At 74.3% G+C, this 20,600-nt stretch carries 21 protein-coding genes; 15 read left to right on the top strand and 6 right to left on the bottom strand.

Going from position 1 to position 20,600, the window contains the following annotated elements:
* Positions 1 to 95: 95 nt before the first annotated feature.
* Together ACZ56V_RS27310 and ACZ56V_RS27305 are read left to right on the top strand one after the other, a co-directional pair.
* Positions 96 to 665, top strand: coding sequence for a helix-turn-helix domain-containing protein (locus ACZ56V_RS27310; RefSeq protein ID WP_104633829.1), 570 nt, complete (start codon positions 96 to 98; stop codon positions 663 to 665).
* Between the two features lie 10 nt (positions 666 to 675).
* Entirely contained in the window at positions 676 to 1,395 is a 720-nt protein-coding gene (locus ACZ56V_RS27305) for a helical backbone metal receptor (protein ID WP_398917310.1), read from the top strand.
* Here ACZ56V_RS27305 and ACZ56V_RS27300 read toward each other — a convergent pair.
* The gene (locus tag ACZ56V_RS27300; RefSeq protein WP_468945859.1) at positions 1,322 to 2,500 is read right to left on the bottom strand and encodes a TDT family transporter; all 1,179 of its coding nucleotides are present in this window, start codon (positions 2,498 to 2,500) and stop codon (positions 1,322 to 1,324) included. The genes ACZ56V_RS27305 and ACZ56V_RS27300 overlap by 74 nt on opposite strands.
* Before the next feature lie 70 nt (positions 2,501 to 2,570).
* Between ACZ56V_RS27300 and ACZ56V_RS27295 the strand changes: the two genes are divergently transcribed.
* Positions 2,571 to 3,557: a LysR family transcriptional regulator gene (locus ACZ56V_RS27295; protein WP_398917306.1), complete on the top strand. Its 987-nt coding sequence runs from the start codon at positions 2,571 to 2,573 to the stop codon at positions 3,555 to 3,557.
* 344 nt (positions 3,558 to 3,901) lie between these two features.
* Here ACZ56V_RS27295 and ACZ56V_RS27290 read toward each other — a convergent pair whose 3' ends face one another.
* Together ACZ56V_RS27290 and ACZ56V_RS27285 are read right to left on the bottom strand one after the other, a co-directional pair.
* Complete coding sequence (locus ACZ56V_RS27290) at positions 3,902 to 4,594, bottom strand: gamma-glutamyl-gamma-aminobutyrate hydrolase family protein (RefSeq protein ID WP_398917304.1); 693 nt, start codon at positions 4,592 to 4,594, stop codon at positions 3,902 to 3,904.
* 63 nt (positions 4,595 to 4,657) lie between these two features.
* A complete protein-coding gene (locus ACZ56V_RS27285; RefSeq protein WP_467381984.1) occupies positions 4,658 to 5,401 on the bottom strand; it encodes a FadR/GntR family transcriptional regulator in 744 nt (247 codons plus the stop codon).
* A gap of 74 nt (positions 5,402 to 5,475) precedes the next feature.
* Between ACZ56V_RS27285 and glnA4 the strand changes: the two genes are divergently transcribed.
* From glnA4 to ACZ56V_RS27265, 4 genes are read left to right on the top strand one after another with little or no spacing between them, the layout of a single operon-like run.
* Complete coding sequence (gene glnA4 / locus ACZ56V_RS27280) at positions 5,476 to 6,834, top strand: gamma-glutamylethanolamide synthetase GlnA4 (RefSeq protein ID WP_398917301.1); 1,359 nt, start codon at positions 5,476 to 5,478, stop codon at positions 6,832 to 6,834.
* 8 nt (positions 6,835 to 6,842) lie between these two features.
* Complete coding sequence (locus tag ACZ56V_RS27275; RefSeq protein WP_468945854.1) at positions 6,843 to 8,222, top strand: aldehyde dehydrogenase family protein; 1,380 nt, start codon at positions 6,843 to 6,845, stop codon at positions 8,220 to 8,222.
* A 6-nt stretch (positions 8,223 to 8,228) separates the two neighbouring features.
* Entirely contained in the window at positions 8,229 to 9,026 is a 798-nt protein-coding gene (locus ACZ56V_RS27270) for a 3-oxoacyl-ACP reductase (RefSeq protein WP_104633822.1), read from the top strand.
* Positions 9,027 to 9,063: 37 nt separating this feature from the next.
* Entirely contained in the window at positions 9,064 to 9,996 is a 933-nt protein-coding gene (locus ACZ56V_RS27265) for a DUF2510 domain-containing protein (protein ID WP_467382052.1), read from the top strand.
* Between the two features lie 21 nt (positions 9,997 to 10,017).
* Here the strand turns inward: ACZ56V_RS27265 and ACZ56V_RS27260 are convergent, their stop codons facing one another.
* A complete protein-coding gene (locus ACZ56V_RS27260; protein ID WP_398917298.1) occupies positions 10,018 to 11,226 on the bottom strand; it encodes an amino acid deaminase/aldolase in 1,209 nt (402 codons plus the stop codon).
* 1,086 nt (positions 11,227 to 12,312) lie between these two features.
* On the opposite strand from ACZ56V_RS27260, the gene ACZ56V_RS27255 reads away from it, so the two are divergent.
* Together ACZ56V_RS27255 and mycP are read left to right on the top strand one after the other, a co-directional pair.
* Complete coding sequence (locus ACZ56V_RS27255) at positions 12,313 to 13,143, top strand: hypothetical protein (protein WP_468946075.1); 831 nt, start codon at positions 12,313 to 12,315, stop codon at positions 13,141 to 13,143.
* Complete coding sequence (mycP, locus tag ACZ56V_RS27250) at positions 13,140 to 14,321, top strand: type VII secretion-associated serine protease mycosin (protein ID WP_468945850.1); 1,182 nt, start codon at positions 13,140 to 13,142, stop codon at positions 14,319 to 14,321. Before ACZ56V_RS27255 ends, mycP begins: the two co-directional genes overlap by 4 nt.
* Before the next feature lie 34 nt (positions 14,322 to 14,355).
* Here mycP and ACZ56V_RS27245 read toward each other — a convergent pair whose 3' ends face one another.
* Positions 14,356 to 15,204: a serine hydrolase gene (locus tag ACZ56V_RS27245; RefSeq protein WP_467381975.1), complete on the bottom strand. Its 849-nt coding sequence runs from the start codon at positions 15,202 to 15,204 to the stop codon at positions 14,356 to 14,358.
* An 80-nt stretch (positions 15,205 to 15,284) separates the two neighbouring features.
* Between ACZ56V_RS27245 and ACZ56V_RS27240 the strand changes: the two genes are divergently transcribed.
* A complete protein-coding gene (locus ACZ56V_RS27240) occupies positions 15,285 to 16,016 on the top strand; it encodes an SseB family protein (protein WP_398917293.1) in 732 nt (243 codons plus the stop codon).
* Between the two features lie 24 nt (positions 16,017 to 16,040).
* Here the strand turns inward: ACZ56V_RS27240 and ACZ56V_RS27235 are convergent, their stop codons facing one another.
* Complete coding sequence (locus tag ACZ56V_RS27235) at positions 16,041 to 16,406, bottom strand: DUF1844 domain-containing protein (RefSeq protein WP_115741251.1); 366 nt, start codon at positions 16,404 to 16,406, stop codon at positions 16,041 to 16,043.
* A gap of 383 nt (positions 16,407 to 16,789) precedes the next feature.
* On the opposite strand from ACZ56V_RS27235, the gene infC reads away from it, so the two are divergent.
* The 5 genes from infC to ACZ56V_RS27210 all read left to right on the top strand — a co-directional run bounded on the left by infC (position 16,790) and on the right by ACZ56V_RS27210 (position 20,454).
* On the top strand, positions 16,790 to 17,446 hold the full coding sequence (gene infC / locus ACZ56V_RS27230; RefSeq protein ID WP_104633929.1) for a translation initiation factor IF-3: 657 nt from the start codon (positions 16,790 to 16,792) through the stop codon (positions 17,444 to 17,446).
* 113 nt (positions 17,447 to 17,559) lie between these two features.
* Positions 17,560 to 17,754, top strand: a complete 195-nt coding sequence (gene rpmI / locus ACZ56V_RS27225) for a 50S ribosomal protein L35 (protein WP_003977225.1) — start codon at positions 17,560 to 17,562, stop codon at positions 17,752 to 17,754.
* Between the two features lie 97 nt (positions 17,755 to 17,851).
* Complete coding sequence (gene rplT, locus ACZ56V_RS27220; RefSeq protein WP_003977226.1) at positions 17,852 to 18,235, top strand: 50S ribosomal protein L20; 384 nt, start codon at positions 17,852 to 17,854, stop codon at positions 18,233 to 18,235.
* Between the two features lie 180 nt (positions 18,236 to 18,415).
* A complete protein-coding gene (locus ACZ56V_RS27215; RefSeq protein ID WP_468945846.1) occupies positions 18,416 to 19,264 on the top strand; it encodes a TrmH family RNA methyltransferase in 849 nt (282 codons plus the stop codon).
* 50 nt (positions 19,265 to 19,314) lie between these two features.
* Positions 19,315 to 20,454 (top strand): sensor histidine kinase, encoded by a 1,140-nt coding sequence (locus tag ACZ56V_RS27210; protein ID WP_398917288.1) that lies wholly within the window; start codon positions 19,315 to 19,317, stop codon positions 20,452 to 20,454.
* Positions 20,455 to 20,600 lie beyond the last annotated feature (146 nt).

Here is a 20,600-nt window from a genome sequence, read left to right as displayed (position 1 = left end):
GACATCGATGTGACGGCCGCATGAAACGGTTTGCCGAACATGCGTAGGGTGCAGAGAACTCATCAGGACGACGGGTGGAGGAGGGAGCCGGAGCGATGGGCGACCACAAGGATCAGCACCTCCGGGTCGGCGCGGCCGTACGGCGGCGGCGCCGGGACCTCGAACTCACCCTCGCCGTGGTGTCCGAGCGCAGCGGCCTGTCCGTGCCCTTCCTGAGCCAGATCGAGAACGACCGGGCGCGGCCCAGCCAGACCTCCCTGGAGAAGGTGGCCGACGCCCTGCGCACCACCGCCGTGGAGCTGCTCGCCGCGGCCGACCCCGCCTGCAGCGTCGACGTGGTCCGTGCCGAGGACCCCGACCCCGAGCTGGCACCCAGGGTGCGGTCCCTGGTGCGCGGGCACCACCAGATGCACGCCTTGGAGTTCACCGGCGACCACGACGCCGGCCGGGAACTGCAGTTCCGCAACGACCAGTTGATGTTCGTCGCCGAGGGTGCCGTGGAGATCGAGGCCGAGGGCCGCGCCTACCGCCTCGGGCGCGGCGACACGCTGTACCTCACCGGTGGGGTGCGGCACCGCTGGCGGGCCACCGTGCCGGACACCCGGCTGATCGTCGTCGCCGTCGCCGAGCACATCGAGGCGGTCCGGGAAGGGCCCCGCCGGTGAGGCCGCGCCGGTGAGGGTGGTCTCGCTGGTGCCGTCGCTGACCGAGGCGGTGGCCCGTACGGTGCCGGGCGCCCTGGTCGGTGCCACCGACTGGTGCACCCACCCGGCCGCCCTCGACGTCGTCCGCGTCGGCGGCACCAAGAACCCGCAGACCGAGCGGATCCTCTCCCTCGCCCCCGACCTGGTCGTCGCCAACGAGGAGGAGAACCGCGCCCCCGACCTCGACGCCCTGCGCGCGGCGGGTGTCGAGGTGCTGGTGACCGAGGTGCGCACCGTCCCGCAGGCCGTCGCCGAACTGGACCGGGTGCTGACCGCCTGCGGCGCGCCCTCCCGGCCCCGCTGGCTGGACGAGGCGCAGGCCGCCTGGGCGGACCCGCCCGTCCCCGGGCGGCGCGTCACGGCCGTCGTGCCCGTCTGGCGCAGGCCCTGGATGGTGCTGGGCCGGGACACCTTCGCTGGGGACGTCCTGGCCCGCCTCGGCGTCGACCACCTGTACGCCGGCCATGCCGAGCGCTATCCGAAGGTCCCGTTGGACGAGCTGCGGGCGGCCCGCCCGGACGTCGTGGTGCTGCCGGACGAGCCGTACCGCTTCACCGCCGACGACGGCCCGGAAGCCTTCCCCGGCCTGCCCTGCGCCCTCGTCGACGGACGGTGCCTCACGTGGTACGGGCCGTCACTGGCCCGGGCGCCCCGGGCGCTGGCCGCGGCCCTGCGAGCAGCCCGCCGCTGAGCAGGCCCCGGGCGGTCTGCACGGCGGCGACGGTCCAGGCGGCGACGAGCAGGGCGTACAGGGCGACGGCGAGCCCGTCGTAGACGACCAGCCCCGTCTCCCGGGCCAGCGCCTCCGCGCCGGTGACACAGGTGCCCACCGGGAAGGTGAAGGACCACCACGTCATCGAGAAGCGCATGCCCTCCCGGCGGGCCCGCGCGACGTGCGCGACGGCGAACGCCAGCCACATCAGGGCGAAGCCCGTCACGGGCACGCCGTACAGCACGGCGAAGACCGAGAAGCCCTCGGCGTACGGCCCCGGCAGGACGCCCGGCGCCACGTCCGCGAACTTCCCCACGGCGGTCGTCGACTGCCCGAGCGGGCCGAGGACGAGGAACAGCGACGGAGTGAGCGCGAGCGGCAGCGGGCCGCCGGTGAGCAGCCTGCCGAAGATGACCGGGAGCGTCACCAGGGTCGCGAACAGGCTCACGCCGAACATCGCGACGCAGGCAAGGAGCAGCGTCTGGCGGGGCTGCCCCGGCGGGAGGTGCGGGACGAGCAGCGGGCCGACGGCGGCGGACACCATCGGTGCGACCAGCGGCAGCAGCCACACCGGGCTGGCCTGCCCCGGCTCGACGCGGTGGCGTACGGCCATCAGGTACGGCACGGCGACCGCCGCCGCGAGCCCGATCACCGTACCGGCGGTGAACAGCACGGTGTCCAGGGCGACCGCGGCCGACGTGCCGGTCCAGTCCCGGCCGAGGGTCAGGGCGCCGCCGCCGACCGCCAGCAGGGCCATCGACAGACAGCCGTAGAACGGGGCCGCGGCCGGGTCCAGGAGGTGGGCGCGGGCCTGGTCGCGATGGTGGCGCCAGTGCAGGGACCGGGCGGCCAGCAGCACCGCCAGCAGGAGGAGGGACAGGGCCCAGACCGCGGTGCAGACGGCCCGCAGGCCGGGCACGTGCCCGGGGAGCGCGGCTCCCGCCGTACCGACGATGGCGGTGCCCATGACGCAGGCGTACCAGTTGGGTCCGAGATGGCGCACGGCCGGGACCCGCCGGACGGCCGGCCCGACGGCGGGGCAGGGGGAGGACGCGGGAGGGCGGTGCTGGGCTGCGGTGACCATGGCTCCACCGTCCCGACGGGCGAAGCCCCTGACCAGGGACCATGTCTCTATGAGGGCATAAGCTGGAGTTATGAGCAGGGGTACGGGCAGCAGTAGGGGCGACGGCACGGGCATCGGCACGGGCGCCGTGGAGGGCGGGCGCGACACCCGGGCGCGGCACGCGGCGGGTTCGCTGGCACACCGGGTGCCGGACCTCGGTGCGATGGAACTGCTGCTGGCGGTGGCGCGCCTGGGCAGTCTCGGCGGGGCGGCGCGCGAGCTGGGCATCACCCAGCCGGCCGCCAGCAGCCGCGTCCGCTCGATGGAACGGCAGCTGGGCGTCGCCCTGGTGGACCGCTCGCCGCGCGGTTCCCGGCTCACCGACGCGGGGGCGCTGGTCACGGACTGGGCGCGGCGGATCGTGGAGGCCGCCGAGGCGTTCGACGCCGGCGCGCAGGCGCTGCGCGACCGGCGGGACTCGCGGCTGCGGGTCGCGGCGAGCATGACCATCGCCGAGTACCTGCTGCCGGGCTGGCTGGTCGCGCTGCGCACCCAGCTGCCGGACACGGCGGTGTCGCTGCTCGCGGGCAACTCGGCGGCGGTGGCGGAGCGGCTGCTGGCCGACGAGGCCGACCTCGGCTTCGTGGAGGGGGTGAGTGTGCCGACCGGCCTCGACTCCGCGGTCATCGGCCACGACCGGCTCATCGTGGTGACCGCGCCGGGTCACCCCTGGGCCCGCCGCAGGCGCCCGCTGGAAGCGGCGGAGCTGGCGGCCACGCCGCTGATCCTGCGGGAGAAGGGCTCGGGCACCCGGCAGGTCCTGGACGCGGCGCTGGGCGGCCTGGCCCGCCCGCTGATCGAGCTGTCCTCGACCACGGCGGTGAAGGCGGCCGCGGTGGGCGGCGCCGGCCCCTCCGTCCTCAGCGAACTCGCCGTCGGCGAGGAACTGACCACCCGGCGCCTGGTGAGCGTCCCCGTGGCGGACGTCGTCCTCGCCCGCGACCTGCGAGCGGTGTGGCCCACCGGCCACCGCCCCACCGGACCGGCCCGCCAACTGCTCTCCCTGACCCGGGCGTAGACGCGCGAACGGGCCGCCCGGCGCCGGTCGCACCGGCGCGGCGGCTGCTGAAGCCAGGCCGCCCCGCGTCCATCGGCACCGGAAGGCGTCCCTACGGCCGTCGCTGTGGCGTCCGCGTGGACCGCCGTGATCGGGGTGGTGTCGATCCGGTCGGTCGCCTGGCGGGTATGCCATCGGGTGCGCTCGGCCTGCTCGTGAGGCGACCAGCGGCAACCGAGCCCGCCCGTGCGGCATCCACCGGGGCCGGAGGGCGGCTCCCACGGCCCCCCACGGCGGCCTCCGTCGCCGCCCGGCCCGCGTGGATCCGGCCCGTGGCCTGGTGGCGGCATGCCGTCGGGGGGGCCTCAGCCCGGTCGTGACGCGTCCACCAGTGCTCGCATCACGCGTGCGTCCTCGCCCATCTCCGGGTGCCACTGGACGCCCAGGACCCAGCCGGGGGCGGAGGGCAGTTCGACGGCCTCCACGGTGCCGTCCGCCGCGTGGGCCGACGCGATCAGGCCGGTGCCGAGCCGGTCCACCGCCTGGTGGTGGTACGTCGGCACGAACGCCTCCTCCGGTACGGCACCGGCGTACAGCGTCCCCGGCACCGGCCGGACCGGGTGGCCGCCGAACACGCCGACCACCTCCGCGTGCCCCTCGATGTGCTGGACGAGGGTGCCGCCCAGGGCGACGTTGAGCAACTGCATGCCCCGGCAGACGCCCAGCAGCGGGACGCCCGCGGCCAGGGCCGCCTCGATGAGCGCCAGCTCCCACGTGTCCCGGGCCCGGGCCGGCGGGCCGGTGCGCGGATCGGGCTCGGCGCCGTAACGCACCGGCTCCACGTCCGGGCCGCCCGCGATCACCAGCCCGTCGAGGCGGGCGACGGCCGCGGCGGCGTGCTCCGGCGCGTCCGGCGGGAGCATCGCGGCCAGCCCGCCCGCCCGCTGCACCAGCCGCGGATACCCGGCCGGCAGCAGCACCGCCTCCAGCTCCCACACGCCCCAGCGCGCGCCGGACTCCAGATACGTACTGACACCGATCAGCGGCCGGTCGGCCATCCGTCCTCCAGGCAATGAACCGTATCCATACCTTTGCCGGAGCGTGCGCCCCCGGCAAGGCGCTCAGGTCAGGAACCCGCGCAGCAGCGCCGCCGTCCCCGCGCAGTGCTCCCGCGCGATCTCCCGCGCCCCGTCCGCGTCCCCGTCGAGCACCGCCTCCACCAGCGCCGCGTGCTGGCGCTGGGAGTGCTCCAGGTTGCGCACCAGCAGCGGGATGCAGTCCAGCAGGTCGTTGAGGGTGGCGCGGACCGCCGCGTACTGCGCCGCCAGCGCCGGTGAACCGCACAGCTCCGCCAGGGTGAGGTGCAGCATCGTGTCCAGCCGCCGGTACTGCGCCAGCGGCGCCTCCCGCGTACCGGCCAGCGCCTCGCGCAGCCGCGCCGCCCCCGGGTCCGACAGCCCGTGCGCCGCGCACAGCCCGGCCGCGCCCACCTCCAGCACCTCCCGGAAACGCAGCACGTCCTCGATGTCCACCCCCGCCACCCGGCGCCGCAGCTCGTCCTGGCCGCCCGCGTCCGTGCGGGGCAGCACGAACGTCCCGCCGTAGCGCCCCCGCCGCGCCTCGACCAACCCCTGCTCCTGGAGCACCCGCAGCACCTCGCGCAGCGTCACCCGGCTGATCCCCAGCCGCTCCGCCAGCTCCCGCTCGGCCGGCAGCCGCTCGCCCCCCGCCACCAGGCCCAGCCGGACGACCTGGAGGATCTGCTCCAGCGCCTCCTCGAAGCCGTTCCCGGCCCGCACCGGTCGCAGCACCGGCGCCAGCCGGTCCGTCACGCTCCCGGCACCCCCGGCGGATTCCTCCCGCACGCCGCCGCGCCCCCTTCCCAACCAAAGGTTCCCGGCAATACCTTATGGCTCCCGGCCAGAAGGAGGCTCTCCCCGTGGCAGACCGCACACCCCCGCTCGGGGTCGAGGAACTGCACGCCCTCGTCGCCGCCGGTGACATCGACACCGTCGTCCTGGCCTTCCCCGACATGCAGGGCCGCCTCCAGGGCAAGCGGTTCGCCGCGCGGTTCTTCCTCGACGAAGTCCTGGAACACGGCACCGAGGGCTGCAACTACCTCCTCGCCGTCGACGCCGACATGAACACCGTCGACGGCTACGCCATGTCCTCCTGGGACCGCGGCTACGGCGACTTCGCCATGCACGCCGACCCGGCCACCCTGCGCCGGCTGCCCTGGAACGAGGGCACCGCGATGGTCGTCGCCGACCTCGCCTGGGAGGACGGCTCCCCGGTGCTCGCCGCGCCCCGCCAGATCCTGCGCCGCCAGCTGGAACGGCTCGCCGGGCACGGGTACACCGCGCAGGTCGGCACCGAGCTGGAGTTCATCGTCTTCCGCGACACCTACGAACACGCCTGGGACGCGGGCTACCGCGGCCTGACCCCGGCCAACCAGTACAACGTCGACTACTCGGTGCTCGGCACCGGCCGCGTCGAACCCCTGCTGCGCCGCATCCGCAACGAGATGGCCGGCGCCGGCCTCACCGTCGAGTCCGCCAAGGGCGAGTGCAACCCCGGCCAGCACGAGATCGCCTTCCGCTACGACGAGGCCCTGGTCACCTGCGACCAGCACGCGGTCTACAAGACCGGCGCCAAGGAGATCGCCGCCCAGGAGGGCATGTCCCTCACCTTCATGGCCAAGTACAACGAGCGCGAGGGCAACTCCTGCCACATCCACCTCTCGCTCGCCGACGCCGACGGCCGCAACGCGATGGCCGACGGGGCCGACATGTCCGAGGTCATGCGGCACTTCCTCGCCGGACAACTGGTGGCGCTGCGCGAGTTCTCCCTCCTCTACGCCCCGCACATCAACTCCTACAAGCGCTTCCAGCCCGGCTCCTTCGCCCCCACCGCCGTCGCCTGGGGCCACGACAACCGCACCTGCGCCCTGCGCGTCGTCGGCCACGGCCGCTCGCTCCGCTTCGAGAACCGGCTCCCCGGCGGCGACGTCAATCCGTACCTCGCGGTGGCCGGCCTGGTCGCCGCCGGACTGCACGGCATCGAGCAGGGGCTGGAGCTGCCCGACCCCTGCCCCGGCAACGCCTACGCCGCCGACTACGAGCACGTCCCCACCACCCTGCGCGAGGCCGCCGAGCTGTGGGAGAACAGCACCCTCGCCAAGGCCGCCTTCGGGGACGAGGTCGTCGCCCACTACCGCAACATGGCGCGCGTCGAACTGGACGCGTACGACGCCGCCGTCACGGACTGGGAACTGCGCCGCTCCTTCGAACGCATGTGAGGCACCGGTTGTCCGAGAAACTCCCCGACGAGCTACGGGTACTGAATCCCACCACCGAAGAGGTCGTCGCCACCGTCCCCGCCGCCTCCGCGGCCGACGTGGACGCCGCCGTCGCCCGCGCCGCACGGGCCCAGACCGCCTGGGCCGCCCTCGCCCCCGGCGACCGGGCCCGGCTGCTGCGCCGCTTCGCCGCCACCGTCGACGAGCACCTGGAGGAGCTGGCCCGCCTGGAGGTCCGCCAGGCGGGGCACCTCCTCGGCAACGCCCGCTGGGAGGCCGGCAACGTCCGTGACCTGCTCGACTACGCCGCCGGCGGAGTGGAGCGGCTCACCGGACGCCAGATCCCGGTGGCCGGCGGCCTGGACGTCACGCTCCTCGAACCGCTCGGCGTCGTCGGCGTCATCGCCCCCTGGAACTTCCCGATGCCGATCGCGGCCTGGGCCACCGCACCGGCGCTCGCGGCGGGCAACGCGGTCCTCCTCAAGCCCGCCGAGACGACCCCGCTCACCGCCCTCCGCCTGGCCGCACTCGCCCTGGACGCGGGCCTTCCCGAGGGCCTGTTCCAGGTGCTGCCCGGGCACGGGCCCGTCGCCGGGGACGCGCTCGTCGAGCACCCGGGCGTCGCCAAGATCGTCTTCACCGGCTCCACGGCCGTCGGCCGACAGGTGTCCGCCAAGGGCGCGGCACTCCTCAAGCCCGTCACCCTCGAACTCGGCGGCAAGAGCCCCAACATCGTCTTCGCCGACGCGGACATCGAGGCCGCCGCTGCCGCCACGCCCATGTCCTTCCTGGACAACGCCGGCCAGGACTGCTGCGCCCGCACCCGCATCCTCGTCCAGCGGTCCGTGTACGACCGTTTCCTGGAACTCCTCGCCCCCGCGATCGAGGCCGTCCGCGTCGGCGACCCGGCCGACGAGAGCACCGGGATGGGTCCGCTGATCTCCCGCGCCCAGCTGGAGCGCGTCCGCTCCCACGTCCCCGCCGACGCCGCCGGCATCCGCGGCAAGGCACCCGAGGGCGGCCCCGGTTTCTGGTTCCCGCCCACCGTCCTCACCGGCGTCGACCCGCACGCGCGCGTTGCCGTCGAGGAGGTCTTCGGACCCGTCGCCGTCGTCCTGCCCTTCGCGGACGAGGCCGACGCGATCCGCCTGGCCAATGCCACCGACTACGGGCTGTCCGGCTCGCTGTGGACCCGGGACGTCGGCCGCGCCCTGCGCGTGTCGGGCGCGGTGCGCGCCGGGAACCTGTCCGTCAACTCCCACGCCAGCGTCCGCTACTGGACACCGTTCGGCGGGTTCAAGCAGTCCGGCCTCGGCCGCGAACTGGGCCCGGACGCGCTGGCCGCGTTCACCGAGACCAAGAACGTCTTCATCAGCACGGAGGCCTAGCCACTCATGACCGAGCCACACACGACCGGGGACATCATCTGCCGCCGTCTGGTCGGCCGCACCGCCGTGGTCACCGGGGCGGGCAGCGGCATCGGCCTCGCCACCGTCCGCCGGCTGGCCGCCGAGGGCGCCCACGTCGTCTGCGGCGACGTGGACGAGACCCGGGGCAAGGCCGCGGCCGAGGAGACCGGCGGCCTCTTCGTCAAGACCGACGTCACCGACCCCGAGCAGGTCGAGGCGCTGTTCGCGGCGGCGTACGACACCTACGGCAGCGTCGACGTCGCGTTCAACAACGCCGGCATCTCGCCGCCCGACGACGACTCCATCCTGGAGACCGGCCTGGAGGCGTGGAAGCGCGTCCAGGAGGTCAACCTCACCTCCGTCTACCTGTGCTGCAAGGCCGCCATCCCCTACATGCGCCGCCAGGGCCGCGGCTCCATCATCAACACCGCGTCCTTCGTGGCCCGGATGGGCGCGGCCACCTCGCAGATCTCGTACACCGCCTCCAAGGGCGGCGTCCTCGCCATGTCCCGGGAACTGGGCGTGCAGTTCGCGCGGGAGGGCATCCGCGTCAACGCGCTGTGCCCGGGACCGGTCAACACCCCGCTCCTCCAGGAGCTGTTCGCCAAGGACCCGGAGCGGGCCGCACGCCGTCTCGTGCACATTCCGGTGGGGCGGTTCGCCGAGGCCGAGGAGATCGCCGCCGCCGTCGCCTTCCTGGCCAGCGACGACTCCTCCTTCGTCAACGCCACGGACTTCCTGGTGGACGGCGGGATCTCCGGGGCGTACGTCACACCGCTGTAGAACACCGCGCGCGGCGTCCTACAGTGCCGGGATGAGCATGACGCCGCCGCCCGGCTGGTACCGCGACCCGTCGGCCCCGCACCAGGAACGGTGGTGGGACGGCACCGCCTGGACGGAGCACCGCCGCGCCCCCGAACCCGTCGGGTACGGGCCGGCGGTGGGCGCCCCGGCCCCCGGGCCGGGGACGGGCACCGGCGGACGCGGGAAGGCCGTCGCCCTCACCGCCGCCGCGGCCGTGCTGGTCGCGGCGATCGTCACCGGCGTGTTCGTCCTGCGGGAGGACGACGGCGGCAGCCCGCGGACGCAGACCCCGCCGGTCACGGCGACCGCCACCGGCCCCGCGCCGGTGAGCGATCCGCCGTCCCCCTCACCCAGCACCTCCGAGCCCTCCGCCGACGACCCGGCCCTGGTCGAGGACCAGCTCAACGGCATCACCTTCCCGCTGCCGGACGGCTGGGTCCCGCCCAAGCACGTCGCCGAGGACGACGTCATGATGACCACCGACGGCACCTACGACTGCCCCGCCGACGGCAGCGTGTGCCGGCACGGCCTCGTCGTCTCCCGCACCGTCACGGCGAACGCCGAGTCCTCCCCGAAGGTCCTCGCCCAGCAGGACGTCGAGGAGGCGGCCGACGACGCCTACGACCGCGACCTGATCGGCAACAAGCCCTTCGGCGGCATCGAGTCCCACGAGGAGGTGGCGTCCGGTCCCGTCGCGGTCGCCGGACGCGCCGGGTACTACGTGCGCTGGCGGGTGAAGACGGCGAAGGGGCCCGGCGGTTACGTGCAGTCGATGGTCTTCCCGTCCACCGTCGGCACCGAGTCCCCGATCCTCGTCCGCTACGTCTTCGACGCCGGCGAGGACGGACCGCCCCTGGCGGACATGGACCGGATCACCAAGGGCATCCGGCCGATCGGCGACGCGGACACCGGCGGCGGCGTGGGCAGCGGCATCGGCCCGACGGACTGACCCCGGCCCAGCGCGTCCGCTCTACAGGAAGGTGCGCCCCTCGCCCCGGTACGTCGGCACCGTCGCCGTCACCGCGTCCCCCTCCACCAGGTGCAGCGCGTCGAACCGCTCGCACAGCTCCCCGGCCTTCGCGTGCCGGAACCACACCTTGTCGCCGATCAGCAGGTCGTCGGCGGGCGAGCCCAGCAGCGGCGTCTGCACCTCGCCCGGGCCCTCCTGGGGGTCGTAGCGCAGCCCCTCGGGCAGGTACGGCACCGGCAGCCGGTCGGGACCGGGCGCGCCCGAGGCCGGATACCCGCCGCCGAGCACGGTCACGACCCCGACCCCCGGACGCCGTACGACGGGCTGGGCGAACAGCGCCGCCGGACGACCGCTGAACGACGTGTAGTTGTCGAACAACCGCGGCACGTACAGCCCGGAACCGGCAGCGATCTCCGTCACCGCGTCCTCGGCGGCGGTGTGCTGCACGCTGCCCGTGCCACCGCCGTTGACGAACTCCAGGCCGGGCACCACGGCCCGCACCGCCCGCACCACGGCCGCCCGCCGCTCGGCCAGTTCCCGGCGGGCGGCGGCCTGCATCAGCCGCACGGCACGCGACCGGACCGGACGCCCCGCCACCGCGTCGCCGACCCCGGCGACATGCCCCTCGTACGCCATGATGCCGACGACCTCGAACCCGGGCCGGCGGGCCACCGCGCGGGCCAGGTCGGCGACCTCGGCGGGGGAGTGCAGCGGCGAGCGCCGGGCCCCGACCCGCACCCGGCCCCCGAACAACTTCAGCGAGGTGTCCAACTCCAGGCACACTCGCACGACTTCCCGGCCGCCGTCGCCGTCCCGCGCGGCGTCGACGAGGTCCAGCTGCGCCACGTCGTCGACCATCACCGTCACGGCGGAGGCGAGCTTGGGGTCGGCGGTCAGCTCGGCGTACCCGGCCCGGTCCGCCGACGGATAGGCGAGCAGCACGTCCTCGAAACCGGAGCGCGCCAGCCACAGGGACTCGGCCAGCGTGAACGACATGACGCCCGCGAAACCGTCCCTGGCCAGGGCCCGTTCCAGCAGCGCACGACAGCGTACGGACTTGCTGGCGACCCGGATCGGCTTCCCACCGGCCCGGCGGACCAGGTCGTCCGCGTTGGCGTCGAAGGCCTCCAGGTCCACGATCGCCACAGGGGCGTCCAGATGGGCGGTGGCCCGGTCGTAACGGGCCCGGTCGGCGGCGCGCGCAGTCATGGACGCAGCCTGCCAGACAGGATTACCGCAGGGTAGGGGGACGATCCGGGCCAATGCCGCGGGCGTGCGGACTGGTTCCCCTTCGGGCGGGGTCACGCCGTAGAGTGACGCGCACGCACGGCGGGCCCCACCCCGGCGGCAGGGCCCTGGCGGCCGCGCCGGGATGGTGGTCCTCCCGAGCGGGTATGCGTGCCCGGGACGGAAGGGTTCCGCGCCGGGCCGGGCAGGAGACGACCACGGTCGGGACCACCGTCTTGGGCCCGTGTCGGAGAGACGGGCCGGGCCCGGGGAAACGGGGGGTGCATGAGCACGGAAGCGCGCCGCGCCTCCTTCCCGCCGCCCCCCGAGACCCCACCCCGCCCTACGACGCCCCCGACCCCCGAGCCCGCGCCGACACCGTCGCGCCCCGGGCCCGTGCCCGGTCCGTCGTCCGCGCCGGGGCGGCCCGACGCCGCTCCCCGGTCCACCTCACCCCGGATGGAGCCCCCGGCCCGCCCGGCGACGCCGCCGCGTCCGGAGCCCGCGCCCGGTCCGCAGCCTGCTTCTCGTCCCGACGCCGCGCCGGGTTTCGTTGCGGCCGCGGGTCAGGCGGGCGCGTCCCGTCCGCCGACGCCGCCGCCCCCGGGCGCTCCGCCCCGTCCCGGCGTTCCGCCCCGCCCGGCGCGGGCGCCCGCGGCGGAGCGCGGCGGGGACGTGCAGCCCGGGGTGCGGCGGGACACCGATGCGTCCACCCCCGGGGACTCCGGTGTCCGCACCCGCTACCCGCGCTTCCGGCTCGGCGACCCCCGGTCCGCCGACGCCGCGCCGCCACCCCGCGCCTCCGCCCGCTTCCCCGACACCGCGCCGACCGCCGGCCGTGACGCCCCGCCCGCCGGTGGCGCACCGCGGACGCCGCCCCGCCGGCCCGGCGCTCCCGGGGAGACCCCGGCCGAGACGACCGCGCGCCTGCGCCCGGTCCCGGCGGAAACGGAACCGGAGCCGAAACGGGAACCCGTGGCTCGCCCGGAACCCACCCCGTCCTCCGGCCCGGCGGACCGCCCCGCCGTCCCCGCCGCACCCGACCCCGCCTTCTCCTGGAGCAGCCCGATCGACACGCGACCCAGGGTCTCGTTCGGCGAGCCCGAGGGGTACGACGCACAGGCCCGGCCGCGTCCGCTCGGCGGGCGTCCCCGACCGCAGGCCGTCGCCGCCGCCGTCTGCCTCGTCCTCGGCGTGGGGCTCCTCACCGGAGCCGTCACCGGCAGCTGGCTCGCCGGGGACACCGGGGACGACGGCGCGCGCAGCGCGTACACCGAGGCCGGGGACCTGTGGCACAGCGTGCCCGTCGACCAGCTGTTCCCGCCCACCGTCCAGGGCAAGGGCGCGGGCCCCGGCGGAGCCGACCGCACCTGGACACGGGTCGCCGTCGCCCCGGACGGCGACTGCGCCGGCGCCTTCGACCGGCTCCTCGCCAAGGTGCTCGACCCGGTCGGCTGCTCGCGCCTGTTGCGCGCCACCTACACCGACGCCACCCAGAGCTACGTCACCACCGTCGGCCTGCTCTTCACCAAGGCCGACGCCGCCGCCATGACCGCGCTGGCGGACCGGTTCGAGAAGGAGCGCCTCGGCCGCCGGGACGACCTCTTGCCCCTGCCGTACGCCGCGAAGGACACGGTCGCCGCGGGCTTCGGCGCACCGCAGCGGGCCTCCTGGACCGTCTCCGTCCTCACCGACGCCCCCGTCGTCGTCTACGCCGTGTCCGGCTGGGCCGACGGCCGCACCGTCGACGAGCCCGAACCCGCCGAGGAGGCCATCGAGTCCGGCGCCGCCTCGGCGCCCGCCCAGGCCGGTCTCGGCCACGAGGCGCAGGGCCTCGCCGACCGCGTCGAACGCGTCCTGCGCAAGAACGTCGGCGCGCCCACGGAGCACCCGTCGTGACCCCCGCAGACATCCGCCGCAGGACAGGGGCCCTGGGCCTCTTCCTCGCCGCCGCCCTCGTCCTGGTCCCGGCCCCCGCCGCGCACGCCGACGGCATCCGCGCCCAGCAGTGGGCCCTGGACGCCATGCACACCGAGCAGGCGTGGCGCACCACCAGGGGCGCGGGCGTCACCGTCGCCGTCCTGGACACCGGCGTCGAGGCCGACCACCCCGACCTGACCGGCAACGTCCTCCCCGGCAAGGACCTGGTCGGCTTCGGCGCGAGCGAGGGTGACCGCTCCTGGGCCCGGCACGGCACCGCCATGGCCGGGATCATCGCCGGCCACGGACACGGCACCGGCAACACCGAGGGCGTCATGGGCATCGCCCCGGAGGCCAGGATCCTGCCCCTGCGCGTGATCCTGGAGGACGGCGACCCCTCCCGCGCCAAGGCCCGCAAGACCCGCGGCAACGCCCTGGCCGAGGGCATCCGCTGGGCCGCCGACCACGGCGCCGACATCATCAACCTCTCCCTGGGCGACGACTCCGCCTCCGCCCACCCGGAGCCCGCCGAGGACGAGGCCATCCAGTACGCCCTGAAACAGGGCGTGATCGTCGTCGCCTCGGCCGGGAACGGCGGCGAGAAGGGCGACCACATCTCCTACCCGGCCGCCTACCCGGGCGTGATCGCCGCGACCGCCGTCGACCGCTACGGCACCCGCGCCGCCTTCTCCACCCGCCGCTGGTACGCCACGGTCAGCGCCCCCGGCGTCGACGTGATCATCGCCGACCCCGACCACCGCTACTACGAGGGCTGGGGCACCAGCGCCGCCTCCGCCTTCGTCTCCGGGGCCGCCGCCCTGGTGAAGGCGGCCCACCCGGACCTCACCCCGGCCCAGGTCAAGTCCGTCCTGGAGGACACCGCCCGCAACGCCCCGGCCGAGGGCCGCGACGACTCCCGCGGCTTCGGCTTCGTCGACCCGGCCGCCGCCATCGAGGCGGCGGGACGGCTCAAGCCGGCGGGGCTCAAGTCGGCGGCGTACGGCGAGGAGTACTTCGGCCCGGGACCGGACGCCCCCGCCTCCGACGACGACACCTCGGCCTGGGCCGGCCCGCTGGCCGGCAGTGCGGGCGGCGTCCTGGTGGTCGCGGCCGTGGTGCTGTGGCGCGGCCGCCGCGAACGCCACGAGGACTTCTGACCACCCGGAGCGCACCCCGGGGGCGGACCAGCCCCTAGGCGGTGTCTGTGAACACGGACACCGCCGCCCGTGCCGCCGCCTCGGTCAGCGCGATTCCCTCCGCCTGCGTCCCGCTGCCCCGCGACACCACCGCCACCAGGTAGCCGTGGCCGCCGCTCACCACCCGCCCGATGCTGTTGGCGACCCACAGCCCGGTGGTGCCGCGCCGCAGCCAGCCGTTCTTCAGCGCCCACGCCGAACCGGCGGTGCCACCGGCCGCGTCGGCCGCCGCCGACACGCCCCACCGCTGACCGTCCGCGATCCGCTCCATCAGCCCGCGCACATACGTCCGCGAGGCCTCGCTCAGCGCCGAGCCGTCCGCCACGAACACCTGCCGCAGCAGCGTGACCTGATCTGCGGCCGTGGTCCGGGTCAGGCCCCACAGCGGGCCGTCGCCGCCCGCGGTGCCGGTCAGCCCGAAGCGTTCGTTCGCGGCGTCGAGCCCGTCGGCCGCCCCGATCGCCCGCCACAGCGCCGACGCCGAGTCGTTGTCACTGTCCTCGATCATCGCGGTGGCGTACGCCTTCTCCGACGCGGTGAGTGAACGCCCCGCGTCCTGCGCCCTCAGCAGCAGCGCCGCCAGGATGTCCACCTTGACGATGCTCGCCGTGTCGAAGGCGCCCGTGCCGTGCGAGGCGCCCTCGCCCGAGTCCGGGTCGAGGACCGCCACCGACACCTCGGCGCCGTCCGGCACCGTCACCGACGCCATGGCCGCGGCCAGTCGCGCGTCGCCGTCCACCACCGGCTCGACCGTCTCCACCGCTGCCTCCCCGCCCGAGGGTGCCGAGGCCGACGACGATACGGCGCCGCCCACGTCCGGGCGTGCGTGACCCTGCCGGTACACCGCCCCGGTGGCCTCCGGGTCAGCGGACCCCGGGAGACCGGTGAGGAGCGTCGTACGAGCCCCCCGATAGGGTCGGGACCGTGGCGAACAAGAACATCCCCGACTCCGCCTTCTCCGACGACGACGGCTCCGCCGACCCCCGGCTGAGCGCGGCGCTCGCCGCCTGGGCCGAGGACCGCGCCGCCGTGGGTCCGGTCCTGGAAGCGCTCAAGGGCGCCCGGCTGCTCGTACCCGTCGTCGCCGTGCTCGGTGAGGTGGAGGAGGACGAGAACGGGCTGCGCCGCGAGAAGACCAGCGACATGGCCGTACCGACCCTGAAGGCAGGCGGCCGCACCGCGCTGCCCGCCTTCACGTCCACCGAGTCGCTCGCCCGCTGGGACCCCGCGGCCCGCCCCGTCGCCGTACCCGTGCACCAGGCGCTGCAGGCCGCCGCGCACGAGAAGGCGGACACCGTCGTACTGGACCTGGCCGGACCGGTGCCGTTCGAGCTGACCGGACCGGTGCTGCTGGCACTGGCCGAGGGGCGTACGACGACCGACCCGCTCGCGGACCCGGCGGTGGCCGGGGCCGTGCGCGCCGCCCTGGCCGACGAGCCCGCCGTGCTCCGCGCCCACCTCGGACCGGGACGGGCCGACGGCACGCTGGCCCTGGTCCTGGACCCGGCCGCCGACGCGGCGAAGGCCGCCCGCGCCGTCGCCGAGCGGCTGGCCGCCGACGACACGCTGAGGGCCCGCCTGGTGCGCGGCCTCGACCTGGCACTGCTGCCGGCCGGGGCGGCGCCGCCTGGCGAGCCCTTGTACGTGCGGGGATAGCTGCTCCGGGTCAGCGGGCGGCGGTCAGCCGTAGACCGCGCCCGTGTACTTCTCGCCCGGACCCTGGCCCGGCTCGTCCGGGACCAGCGAGGCCTCGCGGAAGGCCAGCTGGAGCGACTTCAGACCGTCGCGCAGCGGCGCCGCGTGGAACGAGCTGATCTCGGTCGCCGTCGCGTCCAGCAGACCGGCCAGCGCGTGCACCAGCTTGCGGGCCTCGTCCAGGTCCTTGTGGTCCTCGCCCTCCTCCGTCAGGCCCAGCTTCACGGCGGCGGCGCTCATCAGGTTGACGGCGACCGTCACGATCACCTCGACCGCGGGGACCTCGGCGATGTCGCGGGTCATGGCGTCGAAATCGGGATTCGCCGAGGATTCAGCAGGGGTCTCACTCATGCCGCACACGATAGGCGCAGTGGGGGAGCGGGCCCCACTCGGACTCGGTTAGCCCTTCCCCCGCCGAGCTGCTAACCTTGTGTAACGACCGGTCGGACACGCACGCCCACGGCAGCGGATCCGGCCCACAAGTGGAGGCTCCGAACTCCCACCTGGCCGTCCTGCGGACGGCGGGTCACCGGTCAGGCGGTCCCGTCCCACGGCGGTGACCAGCCCGAAATCGCGCCCCGCGGCCATCGCGGCGGTGCTCCGGTAGCAGTTCGAGGAGCCCCGCCTGTGATCGTCCGGGGCATTTTTTGTGTGCCGGCGCGGTTAGGTCTATCGAACACAGACGTTACGCGGCTGTCCGCCAGACCGTCGCGTGGTGCTACCGAGGAGGATCCATCAGCGCCGAGCCCCGCATCAACGACCGGATTCGCGTTCCCGAGGTGCGACTTGTCGGTCCCAGCGGCGAGCAGGTCGGGATTGTCCCGCTTGCCAAGGCCCTGGAGCTTGCGCAGGAGTACGACCTCGACCTCGTCGAGGTCGCGGCGAACGCCCGTCCGCCCGTGTGCAAGCTCATGGACTACGGGAAGTTCAAGTACGAGTCGGCCATGAAGGCCCGTGAAGCGCGCAAGAACCAGGCGCACACGGTCATCAAGGAGATGAAGCTCCGGCCGAAGATCGACCCGCACGACTATGACACCAAGAAGGGTCACGTCGTCCGGTTCCTCAAGCAGGGCGACAAGGTCAAGATCACGATCATGTTCCGCGGTCGTGAGCAGTCCCGGCCGGAGCTCGGCTACCGACTGCTGCAGCGGCTCGCGGAGGACGTCCAGGACCTCGGCTTCATCGAGTCGAATCCCAAGCAGGACGGCCGAAACATGATCATGGTCCTCGGTCCGCACAAGAAGAAGACCGAGGCGATGGCCGAGGCCCGCCAGGCGCAGGAAGCCCGCAAGGCGGACGCGAAGGCCAACCCCGGCAAGTCGCAGAACGCCGCGGAGGCCGACGACATCGAGGACGCCGAGGCCCCGGCCGAGGCACCCGCCGAAGCGTGACCCCGGGGGACCGCCAGTCCCCAGGACACAGACCGATACAAGAGCGACGCTCCCACCGTGCCCGGTTTCACGACCGGGCACCGGAGCGCCACCGACGAGGAGAGAACGGCGCTATGCCGAAGAACAAGTCGCACAGCGGTGCCAGCAAGCGCTTCAAGATCACCGGCTCCGGCAAGGTGCTCCGTGAGCGCGCCGGCAAGCGCCACCTGCTCGAGCACAAGTCGTCCCGCGTGACGCGTCGCCTCACCGGCAACGCCGAGATGGCCCCGGGCGACGCCGCGAAGATCAAGAAGCTTCTCGGCAAGTGACGTACGGGCGCCACTGAGCGCCGTACGGCAGGACCGGGACCCAATCGATACCGGGCCGCGTGAGGATCACCGCGGCCCCGCTACAAGGAGTTAACAAGTGGCACGCGTCAAGCGGGCAGTCAACGCCCACAAGAAGCGCCGGGCGATCCTCGAGCAGGCCTCCGGCTACCGCGGTCAGCGTTCGCGCCTGTACCGCAAGGCCAAGGAGCAGGTCACCCACTCGCTGGTCTACAACTACAACGACCGCAAGAAGCGCAAGGGTGACTTCCGCCAGCTGTGGATCCAGCGCATCAACGCCGCTGCCCGCGCCAACGGCATCACGTACAACCGCTTCATCCAGGGCCTGAAGGCCGCCAACGTCGAGGTCGACCGCAAGATCCTCGCCGAGCTGGCCGTCAACGACCCGAACGCGTTCGCCGCGCTCGTCGAGGTCGCGCAGAAGGCGCTGCCGAGCGATGTGAACGCGCCGAAGGCGGCGTGACGCTGCGCTGGCTTTAGCCGGTTGTCGAAGGGACCCGCAGGCCTGGAGCCTGCGGGTCCCTTCGGTTGCCGCCCGCCCGTTCGCTTTCGGCTGCGGGTCCGTTGTGGCTTGTCGCGCAGTTCCCCGCGCCCCTGAAGGGGCGCTTCAGCCCGCGTTGATTTAGTTGTGAAGGTGAGAAACGTGCGCCCCGCCGCCCCCGAGCTGATCTCCCCCCGGTCTCCCCGTGTCGTCGCCGCGCGGCGGCTGGGGAAGCGGAACTTTCGGGGGAAGGAGCGGCTGTTCCTCGCCGAGGGGCCGCAGGCCGTGCGGGAGGCCGCCGGGTACGGGGAGACGCTGGTCGAGCTGTTCGCCACCGTCGAGGCCGCGGAGCGGTACGCCGACATCGTCGGGGCCGCCCGTGACGTCGGTGCCCGGGTGCACCTCGCCGCCGACGCGGTGATCGAGGACATCTCCACCACCGTCACCCCGCAGGGGCTGGTCGGGGTCTGCCGGTTCCTGGACACGCCGTTCGAGGAGATCCTCGCCGCCCGCCCCAAGCTCGTCGCCGTGCTCGCCCACGTCCGGGACCCCGGCAACGCCGGCACCGTGCTGCGCTGCGCCGATGCCGCCGGGGCCGAGGCGGTCGTGCTCACCGACGCCTCCGTCGACCTGTACAACCCCAAGGCCGTACGCGCCTCCGTCGGCTCCCTGTTCCACCTGCCGGTCGCCGTCGGGGTGCCCGTCGAGCGCGCCGTCGCCGGGCTCAGGGACGCCGGGGTCCGGGTCCTCGCCGCCGACGGGGCGGGGGAGCACGACCTCGACGCCGAGCTGGACGCCGGCACCATGGGCGGACCCACCGCCTGGGTGTTCGGCAACGAGGCCTGGGGGCTCCCGGAGGAGACCCGCGCCCTCACCGACGCCGTCCTGCGCGTTCCGATCCACGGGAAGGCGGAGAGTCTGAACCTCGCGACCGCCGCCGCCGTATGTCTCTACGCGTCGGCGCGTGCACAGCGTGCCGCCGGAGGGTGCCGCTCCGTCACCGAGAGCTAGTAGGGTGACCAGCTCAAGGCCCCTGCGCGGTTGAGAGGTGGGGTACGGGGATGAGCGTCGGCACGAGCAGCGCACGGGGAGCACGCCAGGTGCCACGTCCGCCCGCGCCCCGCACGCCCGGCGATCTCGCCGACCTCGGCATCGACCCGGACCAGCTGCCCGACGGCCTGGTCGTCGCGGACGAGCACGGCCGGGTGGTCTGTTTCAACGCGGCCGCCGTCCGCATCACGGCCACCCCCGCCGCCGAAGCCCTCGGCCGGCCTCTGGACAGCGCCCTGCCGCTGGAGGACCTGGAGGGCCGCCGCTGGTGGCAGCTCACCGACCCCTACGACGGCCTCGCCATCCGGGTCGGCCAGCCCGAGCGCAACCTGCTGCTCCCCGGCGGCCGGGAAGTCCTGGTCACCGCCCGCTACGTGCGCACCGAACGCCTCGGTCCCGTCCACCGCGTCGTCGTCACCCTGCGCGACACCGAGGCCCGCCGCCGCACCGAGCGCAGCCACGCCGAGCTGATCGCCACCGTCGCCCACGAACTGCGCTCCCCCCTCACCTCCGTCAAGGGCTTCACGGCCACCCTGCTGGCCAAGTGGGAGAGGTTCACCGACGACCAGAAGCGGCTGATGCTGGAGACCGTCGACGCCGACGCCGACCGCGTCACCCGGCTCATCGCCGAGCTGCTCGACATCTCCCGGATCGACTCCGGCCGCCTGGAGGTGCGCCGCCAGCCCGTCGACATCGGCGCCGCCGTCGGCCGGCACATCCAGGCGTACGTCGCCGCCGGCCAGTCGGCCGACCGGTTCCTGCTCCGCCTCGCGCAGCCGCTGCCGGACCTGTGGGCCGACCCCGACAAGGTCGACCAGGTGCTGAGCAACCTGCTGGAAAATGCCGTGCGGCACGGCGAGGGAACCGTCACCATTGACGTCACGCCCACGGCGTCGCCCCGCGAGGGGGAGGACACCGGCACGTCGGTCACGGTGAGCGACGAGGGGGCGGGCATCCCGGAGGAATCCATGAACCGTGTCTTCACCCGCTTCTGGCGGGGCAGCAAGCGCGGTGGCACCGGCCTCGGGCTGTACATCGTCAAGGGCATCGTCGAGGCCCACGGCGGCACCATCACGGTCGGCCGCGCCCCCGGCGGCGGCGCCGAGTTCCGATTTACGTTGCCCGTGGCGGCACCGGCGTACCTCAGCTGACAAGCACCTGAGACGGCCGACGGACCCCACGGGCGTAATCCGCGTTCCACAGCCCCGTTAGACTCGGTCTTTGGCACCTTTGCGTCCAGATCCGCAGACGAAGCGTCGACGAAGCGTCTCCGCGCCGCCTGAGGACCGTAGACGGG

The organism is Streptomyces sp. NPDC034099, from assembly GCF_055575415.1.
The sequence above is the reverse complement of the archived record's forward strand: the minus strand, read 5'-3'. Positions and strand labels throughout refer to the sequence as shown.

Coding starts and splice junctions, on each gene's coding strand:
- ACZ56V_RS27310 (WP_104633829.1), top strand. CDS start 96: ATGGGCGACCACAAGGATCAGCACCTCCGGGTCGGCGCGGCCGTACGG.
- ACZ56V_RS27300 (WP_468945859.1), bottom strand. CDS start 2,500: ATGGTCACCGCAGCCCAGCACCGCCCTCCCGCGTCCTCCCCCTGCCCC.
- ACZ56V_RS27295 (WP_398917306.1), top strand. CDS start 2,571: ATGAGCAGGGGTACGGGCAGCAGTAGGGGCGACGGCACGGGCATCGGC.
- ACZ56V_RS27290 (WP_398917304.1), bottom strand. CDS start 4,594: ATGGCCGACCGGCCGCTGATCGGTGTCAGTACGTATCTGGAGTCCGGC.
- ACZ56V_RS27270 (WP_104633822.1), top strand. CDS start 8,229: ATGACCGAGCCACACACGACCGGGGACATCATCTGCCGCCGTCTGGTC.
- ACZ56V_RS27265 (WP_467382052.1), top strand. CDS start 9,064: ATGACGCCGCCGCCCGGCTGGTACCGCGACCCGTCGGCCCCGCACCAG.
- ACZ56V_RS27260 (WP_398917298.1), bottom strand. CDS start 11,226: ATGACTGCGCGCGCCGCCGACCGGGCCCGTTACGACCGGGCCACCGCC.
- ACZ56V_RS27235 (WP_115741251.1), bottom strand. CDS start 16,406: ATGAGTGAGACCCCTGCTGAATCCTCGGCGAATCCCGATTTCGACGCC.
- rpmI (WP_003977225.1), top strand. CDS start 17,560: ATGCCGAAGAACAAGTCGCACAGCGGTGCCAGCAAGCGCTTCAAGATC.
- ACZ56V_RS27210 (WP_398917288.1), top strand. CDS start 19,315: ATGAGCGTCGGCACGAGCAGCGCACGGGGAGCACGCCAGGTGCCACGT.